This window comes from Mesoflavibacter zeaxanthinifaciens DSM 18436, from assembly GCF_000422365.1.
Classification (GTDB): Bacteria; Bacteroidota; Bacteroidia; order Flavobacteriales; family Flavobacteriaceae; genus Mesoflavibacter; species Mesoflavibacter zeaxanthinifaciens.
This window is the reverse complement of the sequence record NZ_AULQ01000009.1, coordinates 5,001-30,593: the sequence shown is the minus strand read 5'-3', so window position 1 is coordinate 30,593 and position 25,593 is coordinate 5,001. Positions and strand designations below refer to the sequence as shown.

General features: G+C 32.0%; 18 protein-coding genes, 1 tRNA gene and 2 rRNA genes (1 of these 21 cut by a window edge). 3 read left to right on the top strand and 18 right to left on the bottom strand.

From position 1 onward, the window contains the following. Positions 1 to 5 precede the first annotated feature (5 nt). The 5 genes from H574_RS0109440 to porU form a co-directional block, all read right to left on the bottom strand. Positions 6 to 1,640: a pyruvate dehydrogenase complex dihydrolipoamide acetyltransferase gene (locus H574_RS0109440; RefSeq protein ID WP_027880341.1), complete on the bottom strand. Its 1,635-nt coding sequence runs from the start codon at positions 1,638 to 1,640 to the stop codon at positions 6 to 8. 3 nt (positions 1,641 to 1,643) lie between these two features. Continuing rightward, positions 1,644 to 2,642 (bottom strand): pyruvate dehydrogenase (acetyl-transferring) E1 component subunit alpha, encoded by a 999-nt coding sequence (gene pdhA / locus H574_RS0109435; RefSeq protein WP_027880340.1) that lies wholly within the window; start codon positions 2,640 to 2,642, stop codon positions 1,644 to 1,646. An 89-nt stretch (positions 2,643 to 2,731) separates the two neighbouring features. Beyond that, positions 2,732 to 3,214 (bottom strand): cytidine deaminase, encoded by a 483-nt coding sequence (gene cdd / locus H574_RS0109430; protein WP_027880339.1) that lies wholly within the window; start codon positions 3,212 to 3,214, stop codon positions 2,732 to 2,734. 81 nt (positions 3,215 to 3,295) lie between these two features. Then, positions 3,296 to 4,537 (bottom strand): type IX secretion system outer membrane channel protein PorV, encoded by a 1,242-nt coding sequence (gene porV / locus H574_RS0109425; protein WP_027880338.1) that lies wholly within the window; start codon positions 4,535 to 4,537, stop codon positions 3,296 to 3,298. 32 nt (positions 4,538 to 4,569) lie between these two features. Then, positions 4,570 to 8,469, bottom strand: a complete 3,900-nt coding sequence (gene porU / locus H574_RS0109420; protein WP_027880337.1) for a type IX secretion system sortase PorU — start codon at positions 8,467 to 8,469, stop codon at positions 4,570 to 4,572. Positions 8,470 to 8,732: 263 nt separating this feature from the next. Here porU and gldJ point away from each other — a divergent pair, with 263 nt between their 5' ends. Then, a complete protein-coding gene (gene gldJ, locus H574_RS0109415) occupies positions 8,733 to 10,412 on the top strand; it encodes a gliding motility lipoprotein GldJ (protein WP_027880336.1) in 1,680 nt (559 codons plus the stop codon). 69 nt (positions 10,413 to 10,481) lie between these two features. Then, positions 10,482 to 11,762, top strand: a complete 1,281-nt coding sequence (locus H574_RS0109410; RefSeq protein WP_027880335.1) for a UDP-N-acetylmuramoyl-tripeptide--D-alanyl-D-alanine ligase — start codon at positions 10,482 to 10,484, stop codon at positions 11,760 to 11,762. Positions 11,763 to 11,798: 36 nt separating this feature from the next. On the opposite strand, the gene H574_RS0109405 is transcribed toward H574_RS0109410, so the two are convergent. From H574_RS0109405 to H574_RS0109360, 10 genes are all read right to left on the bottom strand, one after another. After that, positions 11,799 to 11,873 (bottom strand) — tRNA-Val (locus tag H574_RS0109405). A gap of 64 nt (positions 11,874 to 11,937) precedes the next feature. Beyond that, positions 11,938 to 13,155, bottom strand: a complete 1,218-nt coding sequence (locus H574_RS0109400) for a bifunctional folylpolyglutamate synthase/dihydrofolate synthase (RefSeq protein WP_027880334.1) — start codon at positions 13,153 to 13,155, stop codon at positions 11,938 to 11,940. Between the two features lie 5 nt (positions 13,156 to 13,160). Then, a complete protein-coding gene (locus H574_RS0109395) occupies positions 13,161 to 14,024 on the bottom strand; it encodes a hypothetical protein (protein ID WP_027880333.1) in 864 nt (287 codons plus the stop codon). Positions 14,025 to 14,031: 7 nt separating this feature from the next. Beyond that, positions 14,032 to 14,424, bottom strand: coding sequence for an ExbD/TolR family protein (locus H574_RS0109390; RefSeq protein WP_027880332.1), 393 nt, complete (start codon positions 14,422 to 14,424; stop codon positions 14,032 to 14,034). Position 14,425: 1 nt separating this feature from the next. Continuing rightward, positions 14,426 to 15,130, bottom strand: coding sequence for a MotA/TolQ/ExbB proton channel family protein (locus H574_RS0109385; protein ID WP_027880331.1), 705 nt, complete (start codon positions 15,128 to 15,130; stop codon positions 14,426 to 14,428). 51 nt (positions 15,131 to 15,181) lie between these two features. Beyond that, complete coding sequence (nhaD, locus tag H574_RS0109380; RefSeq protein WP_027880330.1) at positions 15,182 to 16,576, bottom strand: sodium:proton antiporter NhaD; 1,395 nt, start codon at positions 16,574 to 16,576, stop codon at positions 15,182 to 15,184. Between the two features lie 7 nt (positions 16,577 to 16,583). Continuing rightward, positions 16,584 to 17,810: a Glu/Leu/Phe/Val dehydrogenase dimerization domain-containing protein gene (locus H574_RS0109375; protein ID WP_027880329.1), complete on the bottom strand. Its 1,227-nt coding sequence runs from the start codon at positions 17,808 to 17,810 to the stop codon at positions 16,584 to 16,586. A 163-nt stretch (positions 17,811 to 17,973) separates the two neighbouring features. Beyond that, positions 17,974 to 19,449 (bottom strand): hypothetical protein, encoded by a 1,476-nt coding sequence (locus H574_RS0109370; protein WP_155912633.1) that lies wholly within the window; start codon positions 19,447 to 19,449, stop codon positions 17,974 to 17,976. 25 nt (positions 19,450 to 19,474) lie between these two features. Further along, entirely contained in the window at positions 19,475 to 20,122 is a 648-nt protein-coding gene (locus H574_RS0109365) for a hypothetical protein (protein WP_027880327.1), read from the bottom strand. 95 nt (positions 20,123 to 20,217) lie between these two features. Next, positions 20,218 to 21,282, bottom strand: coding sequence for an anhydro-N-acetylmuramic acid kinase (locus tag H574_RS0109360; protein ID WP_027880326.1), 1,065 nt, complete (start codon positions 21,280 to 21,282; stop codon positions 20,218 to 20,220). A 94-nt stretch (positions 21,283 to 21,376) separates the two neighbouring features. Between H574_RS0109360 and H574_RS0109355 the strand changes: the two genes are divergently transcribed. After that, the gene (locus tag H574_RS0109355) at positions 21,377 to 22,519 is read left to right on the top strand and encodes an acyl-CoA dehydrogenase (protein ID WP_027880325.1); all 1,143 of its coding nucleotides are present in this window, start codon (positions 21,377 to 21,379) and stop codon (positions 22,517 to 22,519) included. Between the two features lie 54 nt (positions 22,520 to 22,573). On the opposite strand, the gene H574_RS0109350 is transcribed toward H574_RS0109355, so the two are convergent. The 3 genes from H574_RS0109350 to H574_RS0109340 form a co-directional block, all read right to left on the bottom strand. Continuing rightward, positions 22,574 to 25,012 (bottom strand): helix-turn-helix domain-containing protein, encoded by a 2,439-nt coding sequence (locus H574_RS0109350; RefSeq protein WP_027880324.1) that lies wholly within the window; start codon positions 25,010 to 25,012, stop codon positions 22,574 to 22,576. 98 nt (positions 25,013 to 25,110) lie between these two features. Further along, positions 25,111 to 25,217, bottom strand: a 5S ribosomal RNA gene (gene rrf / locus H574_RS0109345). Positions 25,218 to 25,316: 99 nt separating this feature from the next. Next, positions 25,317 to 25,593 (bottom strand): 23S ribosomal RNA (locus H574_RS0109340); it runs 2,543 nt beyond the window's last position.

Sequence of the window (25,593 nt, the reverse complement as noted above, 5' to 3'; positions counted from 1 at the left end):
GAAATTTAAACTAGCATTGTTACAGGGTTTTCTATATATCCTTTTAATGTTTGAAGGAATTGCGCTCCTGTAGCTCCATCTACTGTTCTGTGATCACACGCTAAAGTTAATTTCATTGTGTTACCAGGTACAATCTGACCGTTTTTAACAACAGGTTTTTGTACGATTGCTCCAACAGATAGAATAGCTGAGTTAGGTTGATTGATGATAGATGTAAAGCTTTCTATTCCAAACATACCTAAGTTAGAAATAGTGAATGTGCTTCCTTCCATCTCATCTAAACTTAATTTTTTATTTCTAGCTCTACCTGCAAAATCTTTTACCGCAGCACCAATTTGAGGCAAAGATTGCTCATTAGCAAACTTTACAACTGGTACTAGTAAACCATCTTCTACAGCTACTGCCACACCAATGTGAACGTGATTGTTTAATTTCATCTTATCGTCAAACCACTGAGAGTTTACTTGTGGATGTTGCTTTAATGCCAATGCACAAGCTTTTACAACCATATCATTAAATGAAATTTTTGTATCTGGTAAAGAGTTGTATTGCGTACGGAATGCTATTGCATTATCCATATCAAACTCTACATTTAAGTAGTAATGCGGTGCAGTAAACTTAGATTTAGCCAAGTTTTTAGCAATTGCTTTACGCATTTGGCTGTTTGGCACTTCATCAAAATCTTCTTGACCTGAAGGTACAAACTTACCAACTTGAGCAGATTGTGCTGCTGGAGTAAAGTTTTCTATATCACGCTTTACAATACGACCGTTTTCTCCAGAACCTTTAACTTGAGATAAGTTAATTCCTTTTTCGTCTGCCATTTTCTTAGCTAATGGCGACACAAAAATGCGTCCTCCAGAAGCTGTTTGAGTTGGCTGAGCAACAGGTTTAGATTCTGTTTTAGTGTCTTGTTTTGGCGTTTCTTTTTTAGGCTCTGGTTTAGACTCTTTTTTAGGAGCTTCTTCTTTTTTAGCTGAAGCATCTCCGCCAGCTTTGAAGTTTTTAGCAACACCTGAAACATCTGTTCCTTCAGGTCCTAAAATAGCTAATAAAGCATCTACTTTTGCAGATTGTCCTTCTTCTAAACCAATGTGTAATAACGTACCTGATTGAAACGACTCAAACTCCATCGTCGCTTTATCAGTTTCGATTTCTGCTAAGATATCTCCTTCTTCTACTGCATCACCAACTTTTTTAAGCCAAGTTGCAACAGTACCTTCTTCCATTGTATCGCTTAATCGAGGCATTGTTACTATTGTAACGCCTTCTGGTAATTCTTCTGAACTACTTTCAGATGAATTATCTTCAGAAGTGTCTTCTTTATCATCTGTATTTTCTTCTGACTTCTCTTCTTCTTTTGTTGAAGATTTACCATCTAAAAGGCTTGAAATATCTTCACCTTCTTCTCCTATAATCGCTAAAAGCTCGTCTACTTTAGTAGTTTCTCCTTCTTGAACACCAATATGTAATAATGTCCCTTCGTAAAAAGACTCAAACTCCATTGTTGCTTTATCGGTTTCAATTTCTGCTAAAATATCACCTTCTTCAACTTTATCACCTACTTTTTTTAACCAAGTTGCGACAGTTCCTTCTTCCATGGTGTCACTCAAACGAGGCATATTTATTACTTCTGCCATAGCTTATAATTTGTGTTGTATAAATGGATAATCTTCTTGTTCGTATACAGAATCGTACATTACATTCTTTTCTGGGAATGGAGACTCTTCTGCAAATTTCTCACATTCTGAAACTAATTTTTTTACGCGCTTATCAATCTGCTTAATCTCTTCTTCTGTAGCGTATTTTTCTTCTAAAATAATATCTTTTACTTGCGTAATAGGATCTATTTTCTTGTATTCTTCTACTTCTTCTTTTGTACGATAGTGTTGTGCATCTGACATAGAGTGACCTCTATATCTGTAAGTTTTAACCTCTAAAAATGTTGGTCCGCCACCTTTTCTTGCACGTTGGATAGCTTCGTCAAAAGCTTCTGCAACTTTAATTGGATTCATACCGTCTACTGGTCCACAAGGCATTTCGTAACCTAAACCTAACTTCCATATGTCTGTATGGTTGGCGGTACGCTCTACAGATGTACCCATAGCGTAACCATTGTTTTCACAAACAAAGACTACTGGTAATTTCCATAACATAGCTAAGTTAAAAGACTCGTGTAATGATCCTTGTCTTGCAGCACCATCACCAAAACAGCAAATTGTTACCGCATCGCTATCGTGATATTTATCACCAAAAGCAATACCTGCTCCTAAAGGTATTTGTCCTCCAACAATACCGTGACCACCGTAAAAACGGTGTTCTTTAGAAAAAATATGCATTGAACCACCTAAACCTTGAGATGTACCAGTTGCTTTACCATAAAGCTCTGCCATTACTCTTTTAGGGTCTACACCCATTCCTATAGGTTGCACGTGATTACGATAAGCAGTAATCATCTTGTCTTTAGTTAAGTCCATAGCATGTAATGCTCCTGCTAATACTGCTTCTTGACCGTTGTAAAGGTGTAGAAAACCTCTAACTTTTTGTTGAATGTAAACTGCTGCTAGTTTGTCTTCAAACTTTCTCCAAAACAGCATGTCTTCATACCATTTTAAATACGTTTCTTTAGTTATTTTTTGCATTGGTGACGTTTATAGTTTTACCGATTAACAAAAGTAACACTTTAGTTAGTAATGAAAAAACTGAAAATAATAAAAAATTAACGAAATCGTTATAGGTAGCTTTTATCAAAACCTAATGGTAAAAGATTAGCTAAAGAGTTAGACCTTACTACTTTCCCTGATTCTCCCATAAAATAAATTTCTATTGGATGGTTTTGTTTGTTTTCATACTCTGATATAGCTTGTCTACAAGCTCCACAAGGAGGTATTGGTGTTATTGTTGTATGTATTTTTGAACTTGCAGAAATAGCCATTCTTATTATTTTTTCTTCAGGATATTTAGCTCCTGCAAAATAAATTGCCGTACGTTCTGCACATAATCCTGAAGGATATGAAGCGTTTTCTTGATTGCTACCTGTTATTATTTCTTTGTTTTCTAATAGCAAAGCAGCGCCTACATTAAATTTAGAATATGGTGCATAAGCTTTTTCTCTGGCACTTATTGCTTGTTCCATTAAATCTTGAACTTCTTTTGGTGTATCATTTAAATGATCATAAACCTGCAAAGTTGTTTCTATTTTCACTTCTTTCATATTAATAAAGATACTAAACAATTATAGACAAAAAAACTATTGCTTTCGCAATAGTTTCTTTTTAACGTCTTTTTAATATTTTCAATATTCATCGTATTCTCCAGCTCCAAGGTTAAAGGTTAGAGAAAACCTTAATGTTCCTTCTAAAGGACTTGGCACTTTTGATGATGAAAATAAGTACGACATATCTAAGTTTAACACGTTGTATTTAAATCCTGCTCCTAAAGCAAAAAACTTACGTGCACCTTTAGTTTCGTGCTCATTAAAATATCCTGCTCTTAGTGAGAATGCATCTTGATAAACATATTCTGCTCCTAAAGCGTAGGTAAATTCTTGTAACTCTTCTTTAAAACCTCCTGGTGCATCACCAAAAGATTGAAAAATCCCTGATAAAAATGGTACATCATTATCTTGTCCTGCTATTATGTAATTGGCATCATCACTAACTAGCTCATCTGCATCTGCTTGATAACCTGGTTCTCCGTTGTTATCTATATATTCTAATCTTCTACCTCTTTGCGGTGGTGTTGGCACTAATAATTTTGATACTTCTGCTGTAACAGCTAATTTGTTATATTCATCAAATATGAAATCAAATCCTCCTCCTAATCTTAAGTTGGTTGGCTGAAAGTTTTCTACACCTGCTTCGTCATACTTAAATTTAGGTCCGATATTTTGGATAGCAAATCCACCACGCCAGCGACCATTAAAATCACTGTAAGCTTCTTCTTCACTTTGATAAAAACCTGAAATATCTACGCCAAATGTACTTGCTGCCGAGTTATCATTATTACCAGTATTTAGTTTTAAATCTGATCTTAAATAACGCATTGTAACTGCCATACCAAATTGGTCGCTTAATCTAAGTCCGTATGATAAATCGACAGTAAACTCATTAGGTCTTTGTATTAATGCTTCAGAAAATTCATCTTCAACAAATTCTATATCTCCTAAAGAAAAATATTTAAAACTTGCAGCAAAAGCACTATTTTCATTTATTCTATTAAAGTATGTTACATTTCCTAAGAAAATATCATTAACCAACTTACTTAGATATGGTGTGTAACTTATTGCTACTCCAGATTTATCTTCTGAAAAAACATATTTTGAAGCATTCCATTGCTGAGAAAAAGCGTCTACAGATGTAGCTACACCCATATCTCCTAGTGATGCAGCACGTGCATCTGGTGCTATTAATAAAAAAGGTACTCCTGTAGTAATTACTCTACTATCTTGATAAGGAGATATCTCTACTACATTTTCTTGTGCTAGTCCATAAAAAGATGTTAATAACACCAGCACCATTAAAAATCTATTTTTCATATATATAATTTGTTAGCAAATATAATTTATTATTATAGTATTACAAGTTTCTCTATTTTCTCTGTGGTTTTATTTGTTGAAGGCGAATGTACTTTTAGTTTATAAATATAAGTTCCTTTTCCTATTTTTTGACCAAAATCGTCACGTCCGTCCCAAATAATATCTCTCGAAGTTCCTGCTGCAGAGCCACCACAACAAGAACCTCCGTTTGCTCCTGTTGTCCCGTTAAGTGTTCTCACCAATTTACCTGATATTGTAAATATCTGAACTGAAATATTTAATGCTTCTGAGCTATTGTGACTAAACCAAAACTCAGTATAATTTACGAAAGGGTTTGGATAGTTTAAGACGTTTGTTAATACTAAATTTTCATTTTCTTCATGCACTACAAATTGTATCTCGGTAGTAGAAGAATTATTGTATACATCCCATGCCTTTAGTGATAAGGTGTGTAAGCCTGGCTCTAAATTTCTTAATGGATAAGTTAATGACCCTTTAGTATAATTGTCTACATCTGCAGTGTAGTAATCATTTAACACAAATGGGTTAACCTCATCACCATCTAAAATCGCAACTATATCATGCCCGATACCACTTGCTGTATTAATACCGTTTTCATCTTCTAATTTTGCTAAGATCATTGGTGACTCGTTAGTAATTCCTCCAGAAACAAAAGTTTCATCATTCATATATAATTGGATTGTTGGTGGTAAATTATCTTCTGCTGCATCTGGATTTATACCTCCAATTTGTAGTGTATTAACACTAGCTCCTGATTTATCTTCTAAAGAATCTTCTTTTACAGCATAAAAACTAACTTTTCCATACCCTACAGGTATACCTATATCTTTGGGAACGATAAAATCAAACTCAAATTGCCCATTGGTTACAGAAGCTTGACCTCTAAACACTAATGCTCCTAAAGTTGTAAAATCTAAATAAATAGTCCCGTTATTATTTGTTGTATTATCGTTAGCTAAGGTTTGTCTTTCAATTTCTTTATCATAGATTGTTGCTGTTAAAGTACCATTGTAGTCTGTTAACACATTTCCATTAACATCTGTTACCTCTCCAGAAAGCTTAGCGTAACTTAACGCTTGTAGAACATCTGTGTTTTGGCCTACAGGAACATCATTTATTTTTGTTAGTCTTATATTAGGCTGAGGAAATGCTAACTTTAATGCAGGATCACCGATAAAAAACGCTAGACTCTTTTGAGATGATGTAAATGATGGATCATTTTTTGCTAATCTTAAAGCTTCTGCAGCACTAGGATATTCATGATCGGCATAAGTATCTTGATCACTAAAAGAAAATAAATATTCTTTCAATATTTCATTAAAATCTCTTCCTACTGTTACAAATATTTGTCTAGTAGTGGTTATTAAACCTATTGCTCCTGCATCTTTATTCCAATAAATTAATTCTCCAGCAGTTTCTCTTAAAGGGTTATCAAATCTTGTAAATTCACAAGTTACGGTAATAAACAGATTTAATTTACACTCGTTATTTAATGCTTGTACGTCTGGTTTTTGCATGATACGCTCTTTTGCTAAACCATCTTCTCCTCCATGTCCAAAATAATCTACAACTAAAGCTCCTTTTTCTATTGCATTTGCAATCGCAACATTTACTTCTGGATATCTATCTCCTCCAGCAGAAGCCACTTGTTGATAAGCATCTGAATGAATTTTTGTTACATTTATATAAGGTTTATTTAAAGACACTTCATTAGCTATTTGATCTGTTGTCTCTTGCAGAGTTGCTTCCCATTGTTCATCCACATCATCTGATATAACTACAAAGTTGTTTCTCCAACCACCTAAAGCATCTTTAGAGTGATAAGTAACAATTTTATCTACCATATCTTTTGCTAATTGTGGAGAATCTGCTACGATACGACCTATTGCAACATCTAATTTATTTGCACTGTTATAAGCATCTAAGTTTCCTTCTCCTAAATCTAAATACCCATAAAAGTCATCTGAAATAAAAGAGTTAGAAAGATTAAAACTACTGTAAGCATTCCATGTTGGAAAATTATATGTGTTTGATGAAATTCTTCCTTTGTAATCAAATGACGAGTCTCCAAAAAGGCACAGGTATTTAAGTTTATTTTCTGGTGAACTTGCATTATCATAAACGTATTTTACAAAATTTCTTATAGCTGCAATATCTGGGTTACCAGTAGCAAATTCTTTATAAATAGAGCCAAGCGTTACAACCTTTACATTTAACCCATATTTTTCACGATTAATTTGAGCCAAACGATTAGCTTGTCCTAAATGAGAAGTTGTTGTTAGTATTAAATAATCAATATCCTGAAAGTTTCCGTTGTTATCTAAAAAAATTGAGCCTTTTAAATTTTGATTACCAACTATAGCATTTTGTGGTATGGTAGGTATGTAATAGTCTTGAGAGGTTACTGCTACAAATTTATTCTCTACACCTAAATTTGTATTAAAATTTAATGTAGCGTTTCCTTCATTTACAATTGAAGATACGTTATATAAATCTGTAATATTCCAAACTTCTTGAACTTGACTTGCATTTGATAAAGTGTAAGATGCTACACCAGTTCCTTGAAAAGCTAATCGGTTAAAGAATTTAAATTGATCACCAATAAAATCTAAATCTCTTACTGCTTCTATACCTATATAATCTAAATATCCATTTGCACTTGGATTACCTTGGTTATTGTAATTTAAACCAACATTGATCGTATTTGAACTTACATTAATATTTTGAGTAAGACTACCGCCTGTAGCATAAACGCCATCTGAAGAATTTGCGCTAGAATGATTAATACTACCTATTTGAGTACCATTAACACTAACTCCAAAAGTTGTACTATTAGATGCGGTAGATGCGGTATGCACTCTAACATTTACTGGTTCTGTAACAACTAAATTAGGAAAATCAAAGCTAAAGCTTTGAGAGTTTTCTACATTAAATTCTTCTCCAAACCATCTTCGCCCTACAAAAACAAGATTTCTTTCGTCTACTTCATGAAATTTATAGTCATGAAAAGTAGTAAATGATGCACTAACACTTCCTGTTGGTTGTATGTAATTCTGTATACGTTTACCATTGCCAGAGCTTATATTTATATAGTAAACCGTTTTATCGGTATAAGGATTTATATTAGTATTAATACTTGTATTATAAACATCTGCAGATGGTCCTTGAGCATAAAATAATATATAATCAGAATCATTAAAAACACCATCCGTTTCTCCTACTACTTTAATTGCGTTTTCAATTGGATCAAAAGGAAAATTTGCTACGTTATTGTAAGGCATCATCATTCCGCCATAACCATATATCTTGATATTTCTTGGATCTACGTTATCTACATTAACTCCTAGTTGACTTAAAAAAGATTTATTTAAAATATAGACTCCAGATTTTTGGACTTCAAACTTATACCAGCTTCCGTTTGCTAATACTGAGTTAGTCACAGAAAAAGAACTTGAACTTCTAAAAGAATTTGAATTACTAGTAGTGTAATTAATAGTAAAAGACTTCATCCTTTTTATACGGTTTCCTTCTTTAACAAAGGTTTTAAGCCTAAATACAGCATAGCTATCTTTTCTCCCTCTCGCATTTTTTAAAGAATATTCTAAAGTAGAAGGAATTGAAGAGAGTTTTAATCCCTTTAGCTCTTCTATAGTTACTGTTTGATAGGTTACATTGGATAGGTTTACAGAATTTTCATTAACTGGTATTGATGTTTTCCATTCGTTAGAATAAATAACACCATTATCTAAATCAAAATTAAAATTTTCTTCAGGTAAAAAAGCTGGAACAACAACCGAAAAGCCATCTGCTTTAAGTGTTTTGTACGAATCCCAATTTAAGGTTACACTTTTCTGTTGAGAAAAAAGTGGCAAAACAAATAGTACAGCAAGTACAATTAAAATCTTTTTCATTGCAATAATAACGTCTAATTTTATATGATATTATTTAATTCTTAATAATTTCATAAAACAGTTTCAAAATTACAATAATAAAATTGAAATAAACACGTTATAGTGACTGAAAACAACGATAAAATTGACACAAAACATCGTTGTAAAGTAAATAAATAGGATTAAGTGCAATATTTTTTTTATTCAAAAAAGCTAAAATCTCTTGTAGTGTTGGGTATAATTCTTATATTGCGTCCTCTTAAAAACATTTTTATTCTAAACGCATGAATATGAAAAAAGTATTTTTATCAAGGTTATGTCTAGTTTTAGCAGTATCTCTAACCTTGGTAGGTTGTAAAAGATCTGGTGGTGGCTCAAACACTTCAAGAGCTACAGGATGGGACATTAACTCTAAAGATGGTGGTTTTCAATATAACACCAAATTTAAAGAGCAAGAAACAGCTCCAGGATTAGTTTTTGTTGAAGGAGGAACTTTTACAATGGGTAGAGTCCAAGACGATGTTATGCATGACTGGAACAATACTCCTACACAACAACACGTTCAATCTTTTTACATGGATGAAACTGAGGTAACTAACAAAATGTACCTAGAGTATTTAGATTGGATTAAAAGAACATATCCACCAGAAGAAGAAAACTTTAGAGCAATATATAACGGTGTTTTACCAGATACATTAGTATGGAGAAACCGTTTAGGATACAATGAAGTTATGACAGAAAACTATTTACGTCACCCAGGTTATGGAGAATATCCTGTAGTTGGTGTAAGTTGGATACAAGCTGTCGAATTTGCTAACTGGAGAACAGATCGTGTTAACGAATTACAACTTCAAGAAAACGGATACCTAAAACAAGGTAGCGAATTAGAAGCAACTGCAGACGCTAACTTTAGCACTGATACATATATTAATAGTCCAACTCAAACTTACGGAGGAAACGAAGATGTTTTAAGAGGTGGAAAATTAAAAGCTCAAACAAATGCAGCAGGAGAAGAAATTAATGTTTATGCGTCTAGAGAAACAGGATTAATTTCTCCTAAATACAGACTTCCTACTGAAGCAGAATGGGAATATGCAGCATTAGGCTTATCTGAAGTAAGAAGTTATAATGTATATAGAGGTCGTAAAAAATATCCTTGGGATGGACAATATACAAGATCAGGAAAACGTAAGATTAGAGGTGATCAATTAGCTAACTTTAAACAAGGTAAAGGTGACTACGGTGGTATCGCTGGATGGTCTGATGATGGCGCAGACATTACTGCTCAAGTAAAATCTTACGATCCAAATGATTTTGGTTTATACGACATGGCAGGAAACGTTGCAGAATGGGTTGCTGATGTTTACAGACCTATAGTAGATGACGAATTTAATGACTTTAACTATTACAGAGGTAACGTTTATACTAAAAACGTTATTACAGAAGAAGGTACTGTTAAAGTAGTAACTACTGATGAAATTGTTTTTGACACACTTCCAAATGGAGATGTAATTGCAAGAGATCTACCTGGAGAAATTGCTACACAACCAGTTGATGAAAAAGAAACATACTTACGTACAAACTTTGATAGAAGCGACAACAGAAACTTTAGAGATGGAGATGTTCAATCTTCAAGATACTACACAGACTTTGATGAAGAAGAAGGTGAAGCTTCTACAGATGAGTTTACAAGAAAAATGTACAACTCACCTAAACACAACATCGAGGTAGATTCTGCAGGAAACTTTATTAGAGAATACGACAAATCAGATAGACGTACTTCTTTAATAAACGACGAGGTAAGAGTTTATAAAGGTGGATCTTGGAAAGACAGAGAGTACTGGTTAGACCCAGCACAAAGACGTTACTATCCTCAAAACATGGCAACAGACTATATTGGTTTTAGATGTGCTATGTCAAGAGTTGGATCTAAATCAAAAGGTAACCGCAAAACAAAAAACTAATTCAATAAATGTTTGAATAAATTAAAAGTCCTAACAAATTTGTTAGGACTTTTTTTATACTTTTATTTTATGACAATAGAACAAATACATAATAAATTTTTGAACTGTACAGGTGTATGTACAGACACAAGAAAAATATTTAAAGACTGTTTATTTATTGCTCTAAGCGGCGATAATTTTAACGGCAATACTTTTGCTAAACAAGCACTAGAAAAAGGCGCTAAATATGCTATAATTGATCAAGAAGAGTATATTATAGATAATAAAACTATTTGCGTAAAAAACGCACTAGAAACTTTACAAAAATTAGCAAACTATCATAGAAAACATTTAGACTTACCCATTATAGCCTTAACCGGAAGTAACGGAAAAACAACAACTAAAGAATTAATTAATACCGTACTTTCTAAAAAATATAGAACTGTAGCTACTATAGGTAACCTAAATAATCATATTGGTGTACCACTTACACTACTTTCTATGAATAAAAATACCGAAATAGGTATAGTAGAAATGGGTGCGAATCATCAAAAAGAAATTCAGTTTTTATGCAAAATAGCTGAGCCTGATTACGGATACATAACAAACTTCGGAAAAGCACACCTAGAAGGATTTGGAGGTGTTGAAGGAATCATAAAAGGTAAAAGCGAATTATATGATCACTTAATTGAAAATAATAAAGACATCTTCATGAATGGTGATGATAAAATTCAGCAACAAAAATTAAAAGACTATAAAAAAACAATAAGTTTCTCTTCTTCTAAGGAAGAATGTGATTACCAAATAGAATTTAAAGAAGTAAACCCATTTGTAGCTTTCTTTTTTGACAATACAATAATTGAATCAAAATTAATAGGCACATATAACTTTACAAACCTTTGTGCCGCAACAACAATTGGTAAACACTTTAAAGTATCAACAGATGATATTAAATCTGCTATTGAAAGTTACGTACCTACCAATAATAGATCACAAATAATACAAAAAGGGAACAACCAAATAATAATGGATGCTTACAATGCAAATCCTTCTAGTATGGAAGTTGCATTAGACAACTTAAATAAGCTTTCTGATAAGCGTAAAATAGCTATTTTAGGTGATATGTTTGAATTAGGAAATGATGCATCAATAGAACATCAAAATATAGCTGACTTGGTTACAAAACTAAATCTTGATAAAATTTATCTTATCGGAGAAAACTTTAATAAAGTATCTAGTAAAAACGATAAAATTGAAAAATTTTCTTCTTTTGAAAATTTCAAATTAAACTTTAGAGAAATTAAGAACTCAACTATCCTAATAAAAGGATCTAGAGGTATGGCTCTAGAAAGAGTTTTAGAATTATTATAAAATAAAAAAGGTCTTCAAAAGAAGACCTTTTTTTTGTGGGCGCGAAGGGATTCGAACCCCTGACCCCTTGGGTGTAAACCAAGTGCTCTGAACCAACTGAGCTACGCGCCCTTCGTAATTGGATTGCAAATATAGACTAGTTTTTGAATATGCAAAAACTTTTTTGAAAAAATTTTTAAAAAATTTCTGCCACAACAAAAGTACTTCCTCCAATATAAATCACATCATTATCACTTGCTTTGCTTATTGCTTTATCAACAGCTTCTTTTACAGATAGATATGATTCTCCAACAAAACCTTCACCCAAAAATTGATCTCTTAAAATATTTTGATCCAAACCTCTTGGAACATCAGGTTTACAAAAATAAAATGTGGTTTTTTTAGGTAAAAGACTAAAAATTTGACTTAGATCTTTATCATTAACTACTCCAAAAACAATATGAAGATTATTAAATTGTTCTTTTTGCAATTGTGTCATAGTTATACTCAACCCTTCTTTATTATGTGCTGTATCACAAATAATCTTGGGTTTTGTTTGTAATATTTGCCAACGTCCTTTTAATCCAGTATTCTTTACTACATTTAGAAGTCCGTTTTTTATATTTAAATCTGAAATTTTATAATTTTTTTGTTGAAGAATTTTAAGTGTCTTCAGAACACCTTTAATATTTTTCTTCTGATAATCTCCAAGCAAATCAGTTGAATACTTCACTTTAATTATTTTATCTGCAAAATATATTTTTGAGTTATTTTTATTAGCTACTTCTTGAAAAACAGGTTTAGTTTCATTATGGGTTTCACTAATTACTACAGGAACATTAGATTTAATGATACCTGCTTTTTCTGAGGCTATTAATGGTAACGTTTCTCCAAGAAACTGTGTGTGATCATAACCAATATTAGTAATTAATGAAACTTCTGGAATGATAATGTTTGTTGAATCTAATCTTCCTCCTAAACCAACTTCTATTATAGCAATGTCTACTTTTTGATTTGCAAAGTAGTCAAACGACATACCAACAGTCATTTCAAAAAAAGATAATGGATTTGATTTAAAAAAAGCTTTATTTCTTTTAATAAAACCGATTACAAATTGCTTGCTTACTTCTACTCCATTTATTTTAATTCGCTCTCTAAAATCTTTTAAATGAGGTGACGTATACAAACCTACTTTATAGCCTGCTTCTTGTAAAACAGATGCTAACATATGACTGCTAGATCCTTTACCATTAGTACCAGCTACATGGATAGATTTAAATTTATGTTGTGGATTATTTAAGTGATTAGCTAACAACAATGTGTTAGTCAAATCTTTTTTGAATGCTGTTTTACCTTGCTTTTGGTACATTGGAAGTTGAGTAAACATCCAATTAACAGTCTCTTGATAAGTCATGGCTTTTATTGCCCTAATTTAAAATTAATACTCACAAAACCTACTTGACGGATTGGTGCATTAGAATCTGCTTTCCATTTATGAGATAATGCAATTTTACGAGCTGGTTCTAATAAACACTGAGCTGTATTTTTTGTGCCTTTTGCTCCTGGTTCTGCTTTAACAACATTTCCGTTTCTGTCTACTTCTATTCTAACAACAACTAATCCTGCTTCATTACAATCTTGTTGGTAGATTTGCTTTGTTGGCTTACCTCGCCCATTTAGTCCGTAACCAACTCCGCCACTTCCAGTACCTGGATCACCAAAATAACTTGGCGCATAAGGATCTCCGTTTAACTGACCTTTATCGCCTGCTTGGTTGTCATCACCTTCACTACCGCTAGATTCACCATTAGAGTTATTAAGTCCACCCATCATAGCATCTAGTTTTGCTTTCTTTTTTGCTTCTTCTTGACGCTTTTTCTCTTCTGCTGCAGCTTTTTCTTTGGCTTTTCTTTCGGCTTCTGCTTTTGCTTTAGCTTCTGCTTCTTTCTGTTTTTTTATTGCTATTGCCTCTTCAGATTCTTGAGTAATCACTTCTTCTGAAGTTTCGTTTGTAGATGCTGCAGCTTCTTCCTGAGTTTCTTCTTGTGCTTGTTCCTCTTGTGGTTGCTTATTAATGTTTAAATCTTCAGATTTAACCGGTTTATCTGGTTGCACATTACCACTACCTACCGCAGAGTTACCGAAATTTACTGAAACACCATACTCTATTGGCGGATCCATATATTGAGGTCCGACTACAAATAGTAATAGCAATAAAATCAGTACAATTAGTGCTGTTATTTTTGCTGAATTTCGTTCGTGTTTGGTGTTTAAATATTTCATTTAAAAATTACTTCGACTTAACTGCTAAAGTAGATTTTATCTTATTACGATTGGCTATATCCATAATATAAACCACATGTTTCATCTCTACATCTTGATCCGATCGTATAGTGATACTAGGCGAATCTGACTGACCAACTTTTGCTAAAACTTCTGCTTCTAAATTATCTTTAGACACTTTTTTCATGTCTACATAATAATTTACATCCTTATCTACGCTTACAGAAACATTTTTTGTTTGCGTCGTTTTACTAGAAGACTTTGGCAATAGTAAATCTATAGCTTCTGCTGAAACTAATGTGGATGCAATCATGAAAAAGATAAGCAATAAGAAAACAATGTCGGTCATTGACGACATGTTAAATTCTGGTGTTACTTTATTTCTTCCTCTTAATCGCATATTAACTAGGTTCGTTTAATAAGTCTAAAAACTCTAGCGAATTAGCTTCCATTTGATACACCACTTTGTCTGTTTTAACAACTAAATGGTTATAGGCAATGTAAGCAACAATACCTACTATTAAACCTGCTACAGTAGTTGTCATTGCGGTGTATAAACCGTCTGCTAATGTTTTAATATCTATAGATCCGCCAGAATTAGCTATTTCAAATATTGATAAAATCATTCCTATTACCGTACCAAGAAAACCAATCATTGGTGCTGCACCAGATATAGTTGCTAAAACGCTTACGTTTTTTTCTAGATTATAAATTTCTAATCTTCCTGCGTTTTCTATTGCTGTATTGATATCTTCTAAAGGCTTACCAATTCTTGAAACTCCTTTACTAATTAATCTTGATACTGGCGAATTAACTGTTGAACACAGGTTTTGGGCTGAATCAATTTTTCCATTACTAACATAATCTTTAATTTGATTCATAAAATTAGCATCTATTTTAGAAGCCTCTTTTATGGTTAAAATACGTTCAAAGTATATGTATAAAGTAAAGATTAGCATCAAAATTAAAACCACTATAATAACCATACCTGCTGTACCACCAGAGGTAATTAGTTCTATTATAGATAAAGTTTTTTCAACTGATTCTCCATCTTGTAAAACTTCAGAAGCTTCTTGAGCAGTGTCTTGAATTAAATTGCTTATCATATTTAAATTTTAGGTACCTATATGTAACGTTTCAATTTAGAATTTCGTCTATTAAAATAAAGTTCTTGTCCAGAAAAAGGTTAAAGCACCAGCTAAGAAACCGATTAAAGCTAACCAAGCTATCTTTTTTAAGTACCAGAAAAAGTCAATTTTTTCCATACCCATTGCTACAACTCCTGCTGCAGAACCAATAATTAACATACTTCCTCCAGTTCCGGCAGAGTATGCTATAAAGTGCCAAAGCTCATTATCCATAGGTTCTGAAAACATTCCTAAACTTGCCGCAACTAATGGTACGTTATCTATAACCGCAGATCCAATACCTAGTAATAAAATTACTAAATCAGAAACACCTTCTCCGTGTAATTCTGTTCCAATCATTGGCACTCCTTCTTTTAAAGTAGTTGCAAACCCAAATAATATTCCTAAAGATTCTAACGCAGCTACTGCCATTAATATTCCTAAAAAGAATAAAATACTTGGCAACTCAATCTTTGATAAAGAGCTGTGTACAGGACTATGATGTGCATGAGAGTCACTTTCTGTATGATCCACTTCTGCTAAACTAAATTTAGAAGAACTATAGATTTCTGCAAAAACCGCTACTACACCAAGAGCAAACATCATACCTACATATGGAGGTAAATGTGTTACTGTTTTAAAAATTGGAACAAAAACAATAGCTCCTAAACCAAGGTATAACATTGTTGAGCTAAATCTACTTTTTGGTTTATCATCTGCACTATCATCTTGTTCTAATTTACCTTGAAATGATGGTAAAAATGAAGCTATAAAAGTTGGCACAACCATACAAACTAAAGATGGTAATAATAAATAGCCTACTAAGTGACCAACAGACACTTTATTTGCAATCCAAAGCATTGTTGTAGTTACGTCTCCAATTGGTGACCAAGCACCACCAGCGTTTGCTGCTATGATTATAATACCAGCATACCAAATACGTACATCTCTATCTCTTACTATTTTTTGTAAAATAGAAATTAATACAATTGTAGCTGTTAGGTTATCTATAATTGCAGATAATATGAAAGCTAAAATTGAAAATATCCAAAGTATACTTTTCTTATTTTTAGTTTTAATGAAGGTTTTTATTGTAGAAAATCCATCAAAATAATCGATAATTTCTACAATAGTCATTGCGCCTAATAAGAACACTAAAATCTCGGCTGTTTTACCAAGATGATGTAATAATGTTTCCTCCATTAAATGCATTCTGCTTTCATGTCCCATAGAAGTATAACCTTCTACTAAACCGTGGTTAGCTGAGTCAAACCATTGTGGAAACGCATCTATACCTAAAGAAATTAATGCCCAACTTATAGCCATCATAACTAAAGCTGGTATAAGTTTATCTATTTTTAAATTATGCTCTAAAGTAATTGCTAAATAACCAATTACAAATACAATAATAATTACTGATTCCATGTTTTATTTAAATAAGTTGTTTAAGTGCTATTTCAAACGCTGTTTTACTAATTTCAGTCTTTAAAGGACTTTTATCGTAAACGTTTTGAATTGCTTTTTTGATTATGTCTGAAGTATCATTAAAAATAGCTTCATCTGTCATTTGTACTTTACGCTCCATAAAATAAGCAAATACACGTGCCATACCACAGTTAGAGATAAAATCTGGTATTAAACTTACACGCTCATCGGTTTGCTCCATTATTGGTCCAAAGAAAATTTCTTTATCTGCAAATGGTACATTTGCGCCACAAGAAATGACTTCTAAACCTGTACTTATCATTTTGTCAATTTGATCTTGAGTAATTAAACGTGATGCTGCACATGGTGCAAAAATTTCTGTTTCTAGAGACCAAACGCGCTGATTCATTTCTTCAAAAGGAATCATGTTTTCTGCTAGTAAAGTATTTCCGTTTTTATTTAAGAAGAATTCTTTAATTTCTTCAAAAGTAAATCCGTTTTCATTAATCACTCCTCCAGAAATGTCAATAATTCCTACCACTTTTGCTCCCATTTGTGCTAGGTAGTAAGCTGCTGCAGAACCTACGTTACCAAAACCTTGGATAACGGCACGTTTTCCTTTTACATTTCCACCGTAGATGTCATAATAATGCTTCACTGCTTCGGCAACGCCATAACCAGTAATCATATCTGCTACAGTATATTTTTTTGAAACGTCTGGTGAATAGTTTACGTTTTCTAAAACCTTGATTACACCTTGACGTAATTGACCGATACGGTTAATTTTGTCTGCTTCTGTAGGTTGAAAGTGACCATTAAATACACCTTCTTGCGGATGCCAAACACCAGAATCTTCAGTGATTGGAATTACTTCGTGAATTTCATCTACATTTAAATCTCCACCAGTACCATAATAACTTTTTAATAATGGTGAAACTGCTTTATACCAACGCTCTAAAACACCGCGTTTTCTTGGGTCTTTTGGATCAAAATTTATTCCTGATTTTGCACCACCAATTGCTGGTCCAGATACCGTAAATTTTACTTCCATTGTTTTGGCAAGAGATAAAACCTCGTTCATATCTAATCCCTTGCGCATACGTGTACCGCCACCAGCAGCGCCACCACGTAAAGAGTTTATAACTGTCCATCCTTCTGCATCTGTTTCTGAATCTTTCCAGTTAAATACAATTTCTGGCGCCTTATTTTCGTAAATTTTTAGTAAGTCTTTCATTTAGTTATTTAAGAATAAAATCAACTAGTTAGTTTAGGTTTAAACAAGTTTTTAGTTGATTCATTTTATTGAAGAATTGTTAATTAGTAACAACAAATATAAAAAACAAAAAATGGCTTTAAAAGTAAAGCCATTTTTATTATTATAAATTATTGTTAAGTTTTTAGTTTAAAATCATTTTTCCAAATGCATGATATAGATTACCATAACCATAAATGGCAAAATTATTAGTATCTATTTGCTTTGTAAAGGTAGGCGCAAAGTCTATTATTAAATCTTCGCCGCCAACTTTACTGTCCCAAAATGGTACAATTGTTTGTTCTCCTGCTTCGTCAATTGTGTTTAATATAACTGCTCTTGCTTCGATTTTCCTATTACCTAAAACAATTTTTTTCTCTTTTAAAACGTATTCTTTTTCTGTTGTTAGCAGATTTAATTTTCCGTTATTTAAAAAAGGATAAAATGAGGCTATACGCTTAGCTTCATTTTTATAAGTGTCTGAATATTTTAAGTAAGACTCGTACTTTACTTGTCCTGCTGTATCTAACTTTACAACTATTCCTGGACCTATATTATGCGTGTAATCATACTCAAAACTTGCGCCTTCTTTTAAAGCACTTTCGGATTTAAAACATTCGCCAATTAAATAGATATTGTTATCTTCTGTTATTACATTTTGAACTGTTAAATCTAAAAAGCCTTTACCTAAAACTTTTTTAAGTATAGCGTCTGACCAACCTTGATTTCTTACTAAATTTCCGTTAGTTATATCGTAAAGAAAATAGCTTTTATCTTTTTTTCCGCCAACCGAAATTCCTGGTTTTACATTATCTGTTGCAAAACCTATTAGATAATTTGTATTAGCTACAGTTATTACTTTACTGTCTGAAATATAAAACTCTGAAGCTGAAACTTGTTGTGTCTTTATATCTGTTCCGTTTATTGTAATAACAGCTGTTTTTGGTTCTTTTTTAAAAATATCTGTATGTTTTACAATATGTACTGTTTTATCATTAGTGATGTAAAACTGTTCTTTGTAAGCTCTTTCGCTTTCAAAATTTAAAGTGAAATTTGAATTAGCTATTTCATTTAAATCTTTATCAAATAAAACTGTTGTAATTTTTTCGTTTTGCTTTTTCTCAAAAACATTATTTACTAAAACAGCTAGTGTGTTTTTGTCTGGAGAAATTTCTACATTAAAAAAACCTGAGTTATTTGCTTTTTCTATAGGTAAGGTAAACAGCTCTTTTTCTTCTGAAATAGTAAAGCTATTATTATCAAATACCTGGACGTATAGCACGTTTTTACCATCTTTTTTTAAAGCTATATTTGAGAAAAAGTAAAGTTTGTTATCACCTTCTATAACATTTATTAAAGTAGCATCCATGCGTTGACGCTGTGGTAATTTAAAACTCACATCCTTTAAAACTTGACGATTGTAATCGTGCTTTGTAATGTAAATTAGCTTTGGTGCGTAAACATGAGATCCTGATTTTTCTATACTATAGATTGTAAAATCTTCTGTTGTTGGAAAAATAATATTCGGATTTTGATATCCATTATGACCATTTTTTGCCCAATCTGTCCAAGTAAAATTGGCGGTTTGAGAAAACACTGTTGTAGATAGTAATATTAACAACAGTGTTATTTTGTTAAATTGTATCTTATTCAAAATGTGCGTTGTATTCGTTTACAATTTTTAAAATACCTAAAACACGATATCCTTTTTCTTTGCTTTTTATTTTTTTAGCTAATTCTGGGTAATCACTAACGTATTTACTCATTACATTTTTAAAGCTAAACAATACTTTTGGCGAAGCAAATTTTAGGTAATCATCACCATCTTTTACTGCTAACACTTCTGTTTGAATTTTGGTACCATCAAAGTCTAAAATAATCTCTTTGTTACCATCTTTTTTAAGTGTCATTTCTGCGCCTTTATCATCTTCTACTCTTATGTAATAATCAAAAAGACTAATTTTTCCTTCTACTGTTCTTAATAAAAAGACTTTTGTTTTTCCGCTTAAACCTTCGTAAGGATGTGTTTCGTAATAATCTTCTCCAATTTTATAGGCTTTTAAATCTTTTGGGTCATAAACTACTGGTTTATCATCTAAAGTTTTGAAGAATTTCACTTTACGTTGACTTTTAATTTTTAAGAATCTTTTTAAGTAACCTTCTATTTTTTCTCCTTTATTAGTGATTACGTATCCTGGTAACTTTTCTGATCTGTCTTCCCAATTATCATCAAAATCTTGAGCATAAGTTAATCCAGAAATTAGTAATGCAAATGCTAGTAATAGTTGTTTCATTTTTTAATTATTTATTAATTGTTATTATTTTTTGATATACTTTTCAAAAGCTGTACCAAAGCTTCAAAAGTAAGTAAACTACTGATATTGTAGTGTTAAATTTTATAAATCTTCCCAGAAGAGTGATCTTTACTTGCTCCTGTAACAGATGCTAAACAGTTATTTTCTTTTCTTAATTTTAATACACCTAAAAAGCCAAATATTAATGCTTCTTTAAATTCTATTAATTCAGCAGATGGGATAATGATTTTAGCATTGGTTAAAGCTTTAATTCTTTCAACTAAAAAGTCATTATAAGTTCCGCCACCGGTTAACAAAACAGATGCATTATCTTTTTGGTTAATCACCTTTGCAATTTGTTGCGCCACATGATGGATCATAGTATGCAAAATATCTTTTATTTCTAATTTGTAGTTATCAATTAAAGGGAAAATTTGCTGATCTACCCATTCCAATCCTAAAGATTTTGGATATGATTTTTTATAAAAATTTAAAGCGTTTAATTGATCTAATAGTTGTTGGTTTATTTTTCCTTTTGAAGCTAAATGTCCCTTATCGTCAAAGTCAAATCCTAATTGTTGTACATACTTATTAAGTACAATATTAACAGGACAAATATCGAAAGCTATACGTTGCTTATTAATTAAGGTAGACACGTTTGCAAATCCGCCAAGATTGATACAATAATCATACTCCGAAAATAAAAGCTGATCACCAATTGGTACTAATGGCGCGCCTTGACCACCAAATTTCACATCTTGTATTCTAAAATCACATACAACAGTTTGCTTTAGTTGTTCTGCCAATACAGGTAAATTCCCGATTTGATACGTTAATTTTTGTTCTGGTTGGTGTAGTGCGGTATGACCATGAGAGCAAACAGCATCAAGGTGATTTATGTTATTTTTTTTAATGAAAGTCGAAATAACTTCAGCTAAATAATTAGTGTAATCAACATCTATTTGTTGTAAATCTTTTGTAGATTGTTGGGTTAAGTTTTTAAGTTTTCTAAGCCAATCTTCAGAATAGGAAACTGTAGTCGAATTTAAAATTTGAAATTGCCAAGTATCTTTTTTAATAAAATTAATTTCAGCTAAATCAATTCCGTCTAAAGATGTTCCAGACATAACACCTACTATGTGATAATTTTCTTTTAACATATCGAGTAAAAATAACTATAACGATTGAAAAAATGCTAATAAAAAGTTATCTTTGAAGACATTTTTTATTGAATTAACAATTTTATATACCACTATGGATTTTAATCTTACAGAAGAACATTTAATGATTCGCGACGCAGCTCGTGATTTTGCAAGAACAGAATTATTACCTGGCGTTATAGAACGTGACGAAAAACAAGAATTCCCTCAAGATTTAGTTAGAAAAATGGGAGAACTTGGATTTATGGGAATTATGGTAGACCCAAAATACGGTGGAAGTGGTATGGATGCGATTTCTTACGTTTTAATTATGGAAGAGTTATCTAAGATAGACGCGTCTGCTTCTGTAATGGTTTCTGTAAATAACTCATTAGTATGTTACGGTCTTGAAGCTTTTGGAACAGAAGAGCAAAAACAAAAATATTTAACAAAATTAGCTACCGGTGAGCAAATTGGTGCATTTTGTTTAAGTGAACCAGAAGCTGGTAGTGATGCAACATCACAAACAACGACTGCAATAGACAAAGGTGACCATTATGTAATTAACGGAACAAAAAACTGGATTACCAATGGTGGTAGATCTGATGTTTATTTAGTAATTGCACAAACAGACAGAGAAAAAGGACACAGAGGAATCAATGCTTTTATAGTTGAAAAAGGCATGGAAGGTTTTGATATTGGTCCTAAAGAAGATAAATTAGGAATTAGAGGAAGTGATACACATACGCTACAATTTAACGATGTTAAAGTACCAAAAGAAAACAGAATTGGTGAAGACGGATTTGGATTTAAATTCGCAATGAAAACACTTTCTGGTGGACGTATTGGTATTGCTGCACAAGCTTTAGGTATTGCTTCTGGAGCTTACGAGTTAGCTTTAAAATATAGTAAAGAGCGTAAAGCTTTTGGTACCGAAATTTGTAACCATCAAGCTATTGCTTTTAAACTTGCAGATATGTATACTGAAATTGAAGCTGCACGTATGTTAGTTATGAAAGCTGCTTGGGATAAAGACCAAGGTAACAATTACGATATGTCTAGCGCTATGGCAAAATTATACGCTAGTAAAGTTGCAATGGAACAAACGGTTGAAGCTGTACAAATACACGGTGGAAATGGTTTTGTAAAAGAATACCATGTAGAGCGTTTAATGCGTGATGCAAAAATCACTCAGATTTATGAAGGTACTTCTGAAATCCAAAAAATTGTAATTTCTAGAGGTGTTATTAAAGGATAACGTTTCAATTATATAAAATTAAAAAGGCTTCACATGTAATGTTGAAGCCTTTTTTTATGAGTTTAATTCGTCTAAAACCAACCTGATTTCACCATAACTATATTTATCATCTAGTTGATGTTTTAAATCTGAAAGCGTATCGAATGTATGTTTTGGTATTAATTCTTTTAATTCTTGATAATGGTTTTTTGGCATTAAATCGGAAATTTTAATTTCACCTGTTTTAATAAATTTAGACAAATGACCGAATATTGTATTTTCATTTAACTCTCTAATGTGGGCAATTTCTTCTATGGTTTTTCCCTCTTTAAAAAGTGATAGAGATTCTTTTTGTGTATCGCCTTTTTTACGTTTTGGCTTTTCTTCTTCTACAAATTCAAATTGAGTTTCATCTGAAGTATCAATATCATTCTCTTCACAATACTCTCTAATTACAGCTAAAATATCGTTTCCATATTTATCAACTCGTACTTTACCAAAACCATTGACTTGTAATAATTCTTTTTTGGTTGTTGGTAAGGTTTCGCACATCTCGTAAAGTGCTTTTTGGGTAAAAATTTGATAGTGAATTAAATCGTTTTCTTGAGCCAGTGTGTTTCTTAATTCTCTTAACAGCTCAAATAATTCAATATTTGTAGTACCATCAATGACAGTTTTTCTGAGTTTTTTTGGTTTGTCTTTAGTTAAAAAGACCGATTTTGCTCTTAGACCTAAAAAATTATTGACTTCAAAACCTTGATTTAATTCAGAGAAGTAAAGTTTTTTAGTGGCTATAAGTTCTTCAATTGTATCTAATTGTTTGCTAATATCTTTATCTAAAGCTTTGTTATCTGTGCTAAAACTAAAGTTTTGATAAGCATCTATAATTTTGCTTTTAGTTTCTTCAGAAAAATAATTAATAGCTTTTTTAAAACGTTCTTGTATAACCTGATCGTTTTCTGGCAACTTATCTTGAGCTAATTCTTTTAGTTGAATTTTAAATGAATTAGCTACTTTCAGTAAGTTTGTAGCACAATCCTTAATAATGGTTAAAGGTTGCTCTACATTACCTTCAATACTTCCTCTATTTTTATAATAGATATCTAGAATTCTATTTACAGGATATATAAATTGAAAAAAAACAAAAACTTCTGAAATTAATTGAAGCTGAAAAATTGATTTTGATTGTTCTAGTTCTTTTTCATCTGATTGGTTTTCTTCAGCTTGTTTGGTAAAATTAAGAACATTGGTGTCACTTATAATATGTCTTGAATCAATCTTACTTTTTAAGACTAAACCTTCTAAAGATTTACATCTACTTAGGGCAACATAGGTTTGACCATGCGCAAAAGCACCTTCTGCATCAATAACAGCTTTTTCGAAAGTTAATCCTTGACTTTTATGGATTGTAATTGACCAAGCTAAGCGTAAAGGCATCTGCGTGTAGCTTCCAATTTTGTCCTCTGTTATGGCATCTGTTTCTTTGTCTACTTTATAGGTAATATTTTCCCAAGTTTCAGGTTTTGTGATTATAGTAAAATCATCGTCAGGACATTTTACAACGACTTCGTCTTTATCTAAATGAATTACTTTTCCTATTTTCCCATTGAAATAGCGCTTTTCTGGTGAGCTATCGTTTTTGATAAACATGACTTGTGCTCCTACTTTTAATACTAGTTTATCCTCGTTCGGATAAGAAAACTCTGGGAATTTACCTTGTACTTTAGCTGAATAACTAAATAATTTTGTTGAAAGTTTATCTAATTCTGACTTATTAACTTGATCGGCTTTAAGGTTGTGAGTAGTTAAAAATATGTAACCTTCCTTTTCTGAAGGTGAAAAATTGGGATTAAAACGTTTATTAAGTTCTTCTATTGAATTTTTAGATAAGTTATTAGACCTTATTTCATTTAAAATCTTAATAAACTTAGGATTATCTTGTCTATATATGTGTTTTAACTCAACAGTTATTGGATTACAATGTTGATACGCATGGCTACTAAAAAAATAAGCATTGTTGTAGAATGGTTTTAGCAATTCCCATTCATTATCTCTTACAACAGGTGACAACTGTTGTAAATCACCAATCATAAGAACTTGCACACCACCAAACACTTGATTTCTGTTTTTATATCGTTTTAAAATTTTGTCAATAGCATCTAATAAATCAGCTCTGACCATACTAATTTCATCAATTACTAATAAGTCTAATGATTTAATAATATTAATTTTAGTCTTACTAAATTTATTTTTAAAACCACTAGCATTAGAAAGAATATCATCAGGAAGTATAGGTCCAAATGGTAATTGAAAGAAAGAATGAATAGTTACACCTTTAGCATTAATTGCTGCTACACCCGTAGGTGCAACAATAACCATTCTTTTAAGTGAATTTAATTTTAATCTATGAAGAAACGTTGTTTTCCCAGTTCCAGCTTTACCTGTTAAGAAAATATTTCGTTGGCTTTTGTTTACAAAATTCCAAGCTAATTCTAACTCTTTATTTATTTCCATCTTCTCCAAAAATAAAAGAAATAAACATATTAAAAAGCATAAATAGAAAACTAAAAAACAAAAAAAAGTCCTCAACAAAAAAATGTTGAGGACTTTAAAAAAGGCGACGACCTACTCTCCCACAATGTAGTACCATCGGCGCTAATGGGCTTAACTTCTCTGTTCGGAATGGTAAGAGGTGAGCCCCATCGCTATAATCACCTTAAATCTTTCGGTGTATGTAGAATATTCTACTTTACCGTATATAATGACATATTGAAAAATAATTCATGAAAATTTTGTTGTACTCTTAAAAAAACAGGCGTACAATAAGCCTATGGGTTATTAGTACTACTCGGCTATGACATTACTGCCTTTACACCTATAGCCTATCAACGTGGTCATCTTCCACGACCCTTTAAAGAAATCTCATCTTGTGGTGGGTTTCGCGCTTATATGCTTTCAGCGCTTATCCCTTCCGAACGTAGCTACTCTGCAATGCTCCTGGCGGAACAACAGATACACCAGAGGTTCGTCCAACTCGGTCCTCTCGTACTAAAGTCAGATCCACTCAAATTTCTAACGCCCACTGTAGATAGAGA

What these genes read in the sequence shown, in the direction of transcription:
- H574_RS0109440 (WP_027880341.1), bottom strand. Translation starts at nt 1,640, where the DNA reads ATGGCAGAAGTAATAAATATGCCTCGTTTGAGTGACACCATGGAAGAA.
- pdhA (WP_027880340.1), bottom strand. Translation starts at nt 2,642, where the DNA reads ATGCAAAAAATAACTAAAGAAACGTATTTAAAATGGTATGAAGACATG.
- cdd (WP_027880339.1), bottom strand. Translation starts at nt 3,214, where the DNA reads ATGAAAGAAGTGAAAATAGAAACAACTTTGCAGGTTTATGATCATTTA.
- porV (WP_027880338.1), bottom strand. Translation starts at nt 4,537, where the DNA reads ATGAAAAATAGATTTTTAATGGTGCTGGTGTTATTAACATCTTTTTAT.
- porU (WP_027880337.1), bottom strand. Translation starts at nt 8,469, where the DNA reads ATGAAAAAGATTTTAATTGTACTTGCTGTACTATTTGTTTTGCCACTT.
- gldJ (WP_027880336.1), top strand. Translation starts at nt 8,733, where the DNA reads ATGAATATGAAAAAAGTATTTTTATCAAGGTTATGTCTAGTTTTAGCA.
- H574_RS0109410 (WP_027880335.1), top strand. Translation starts at nt 10,482, where the DNA reads ATGACAATAGAACAAATACATAATAAATTTTTGAACTGTACAGGTGTA.
- H574_RS0109400 (WP_027880334.1), bottom strand. Translation starts at nt 13,155, where the DNA reads ATGACTTATCAAGAGACTGTTAATTGGATGTTTACTCAACTTCCAATG.
- H574_RS0109395 (WP_027880333.1), bottom strand. Translation starts at nt 14,024, where the DNA reads ATGAAATATTTAAACACCAAACACGAACGAAATTCAGCAAAAATAACA.
- H574_RS0109390 (WP_027880332.1), bottom strand. Translation starts at nt 14,424, where the DNA reads ATGCGATTAAGAGGAAGAAATAAAGTAACACCAGAATTTAACATGTCG.
- H574_RS0109385 (WP_027880331.1), bottom strand. Translation starts at nt 15,130, where the DNA reads ATGATAAGCAATTTAATTCAAGACACTGCTCAAGAAGCTTCTGAAGTT.
- nhaD (WP_027880330.1), bottom strand. Translation starts at nt 16,576, where the DNA reads ATGGAATCAGTAATTATTATTGTATTTGTAATTGGTTATTTAGCAATT.
- H574_RS0109375 (WP_027880329.1), bottom strand. Translation starts at nt 17,810, where the DNA reads ATGAAAGACTTACTAAAAATTTACGAAAATAAGGCGCCAGAAATTGTA.
- H574_RS0109365 (WP_027880327.1), bottom strand. Translation starts at nt 20,122, where the DNA reads ATGAAACAACTATTACTAGCATTTGCATTACTAATTTCTGGATTAACT.
- H574_RS0109360 (WP_027880326.1), bottom strand. Translation starts at nt 21,282, where the DNA reads ATGTTAAAAGAAAATTATCACATAGTAGGTGTTATGTCTGGAACATCT.
- H574_RS0109355 (WP_027880325.1), top strand. Translation starts at nt 21,377, where the DNA reads ATGGATTTTAATCTTACAGAAGAACATTTAATGATTCGCGACGCAGCT.
- H574_RS0109350 (WP_027880324.1), bottom strand. Translation starts at nt 25,012, where the DNA reads ATGGAAATAAATAAAGAGTTAGAATTAGCTTGGAATTTTGTAAACAAA.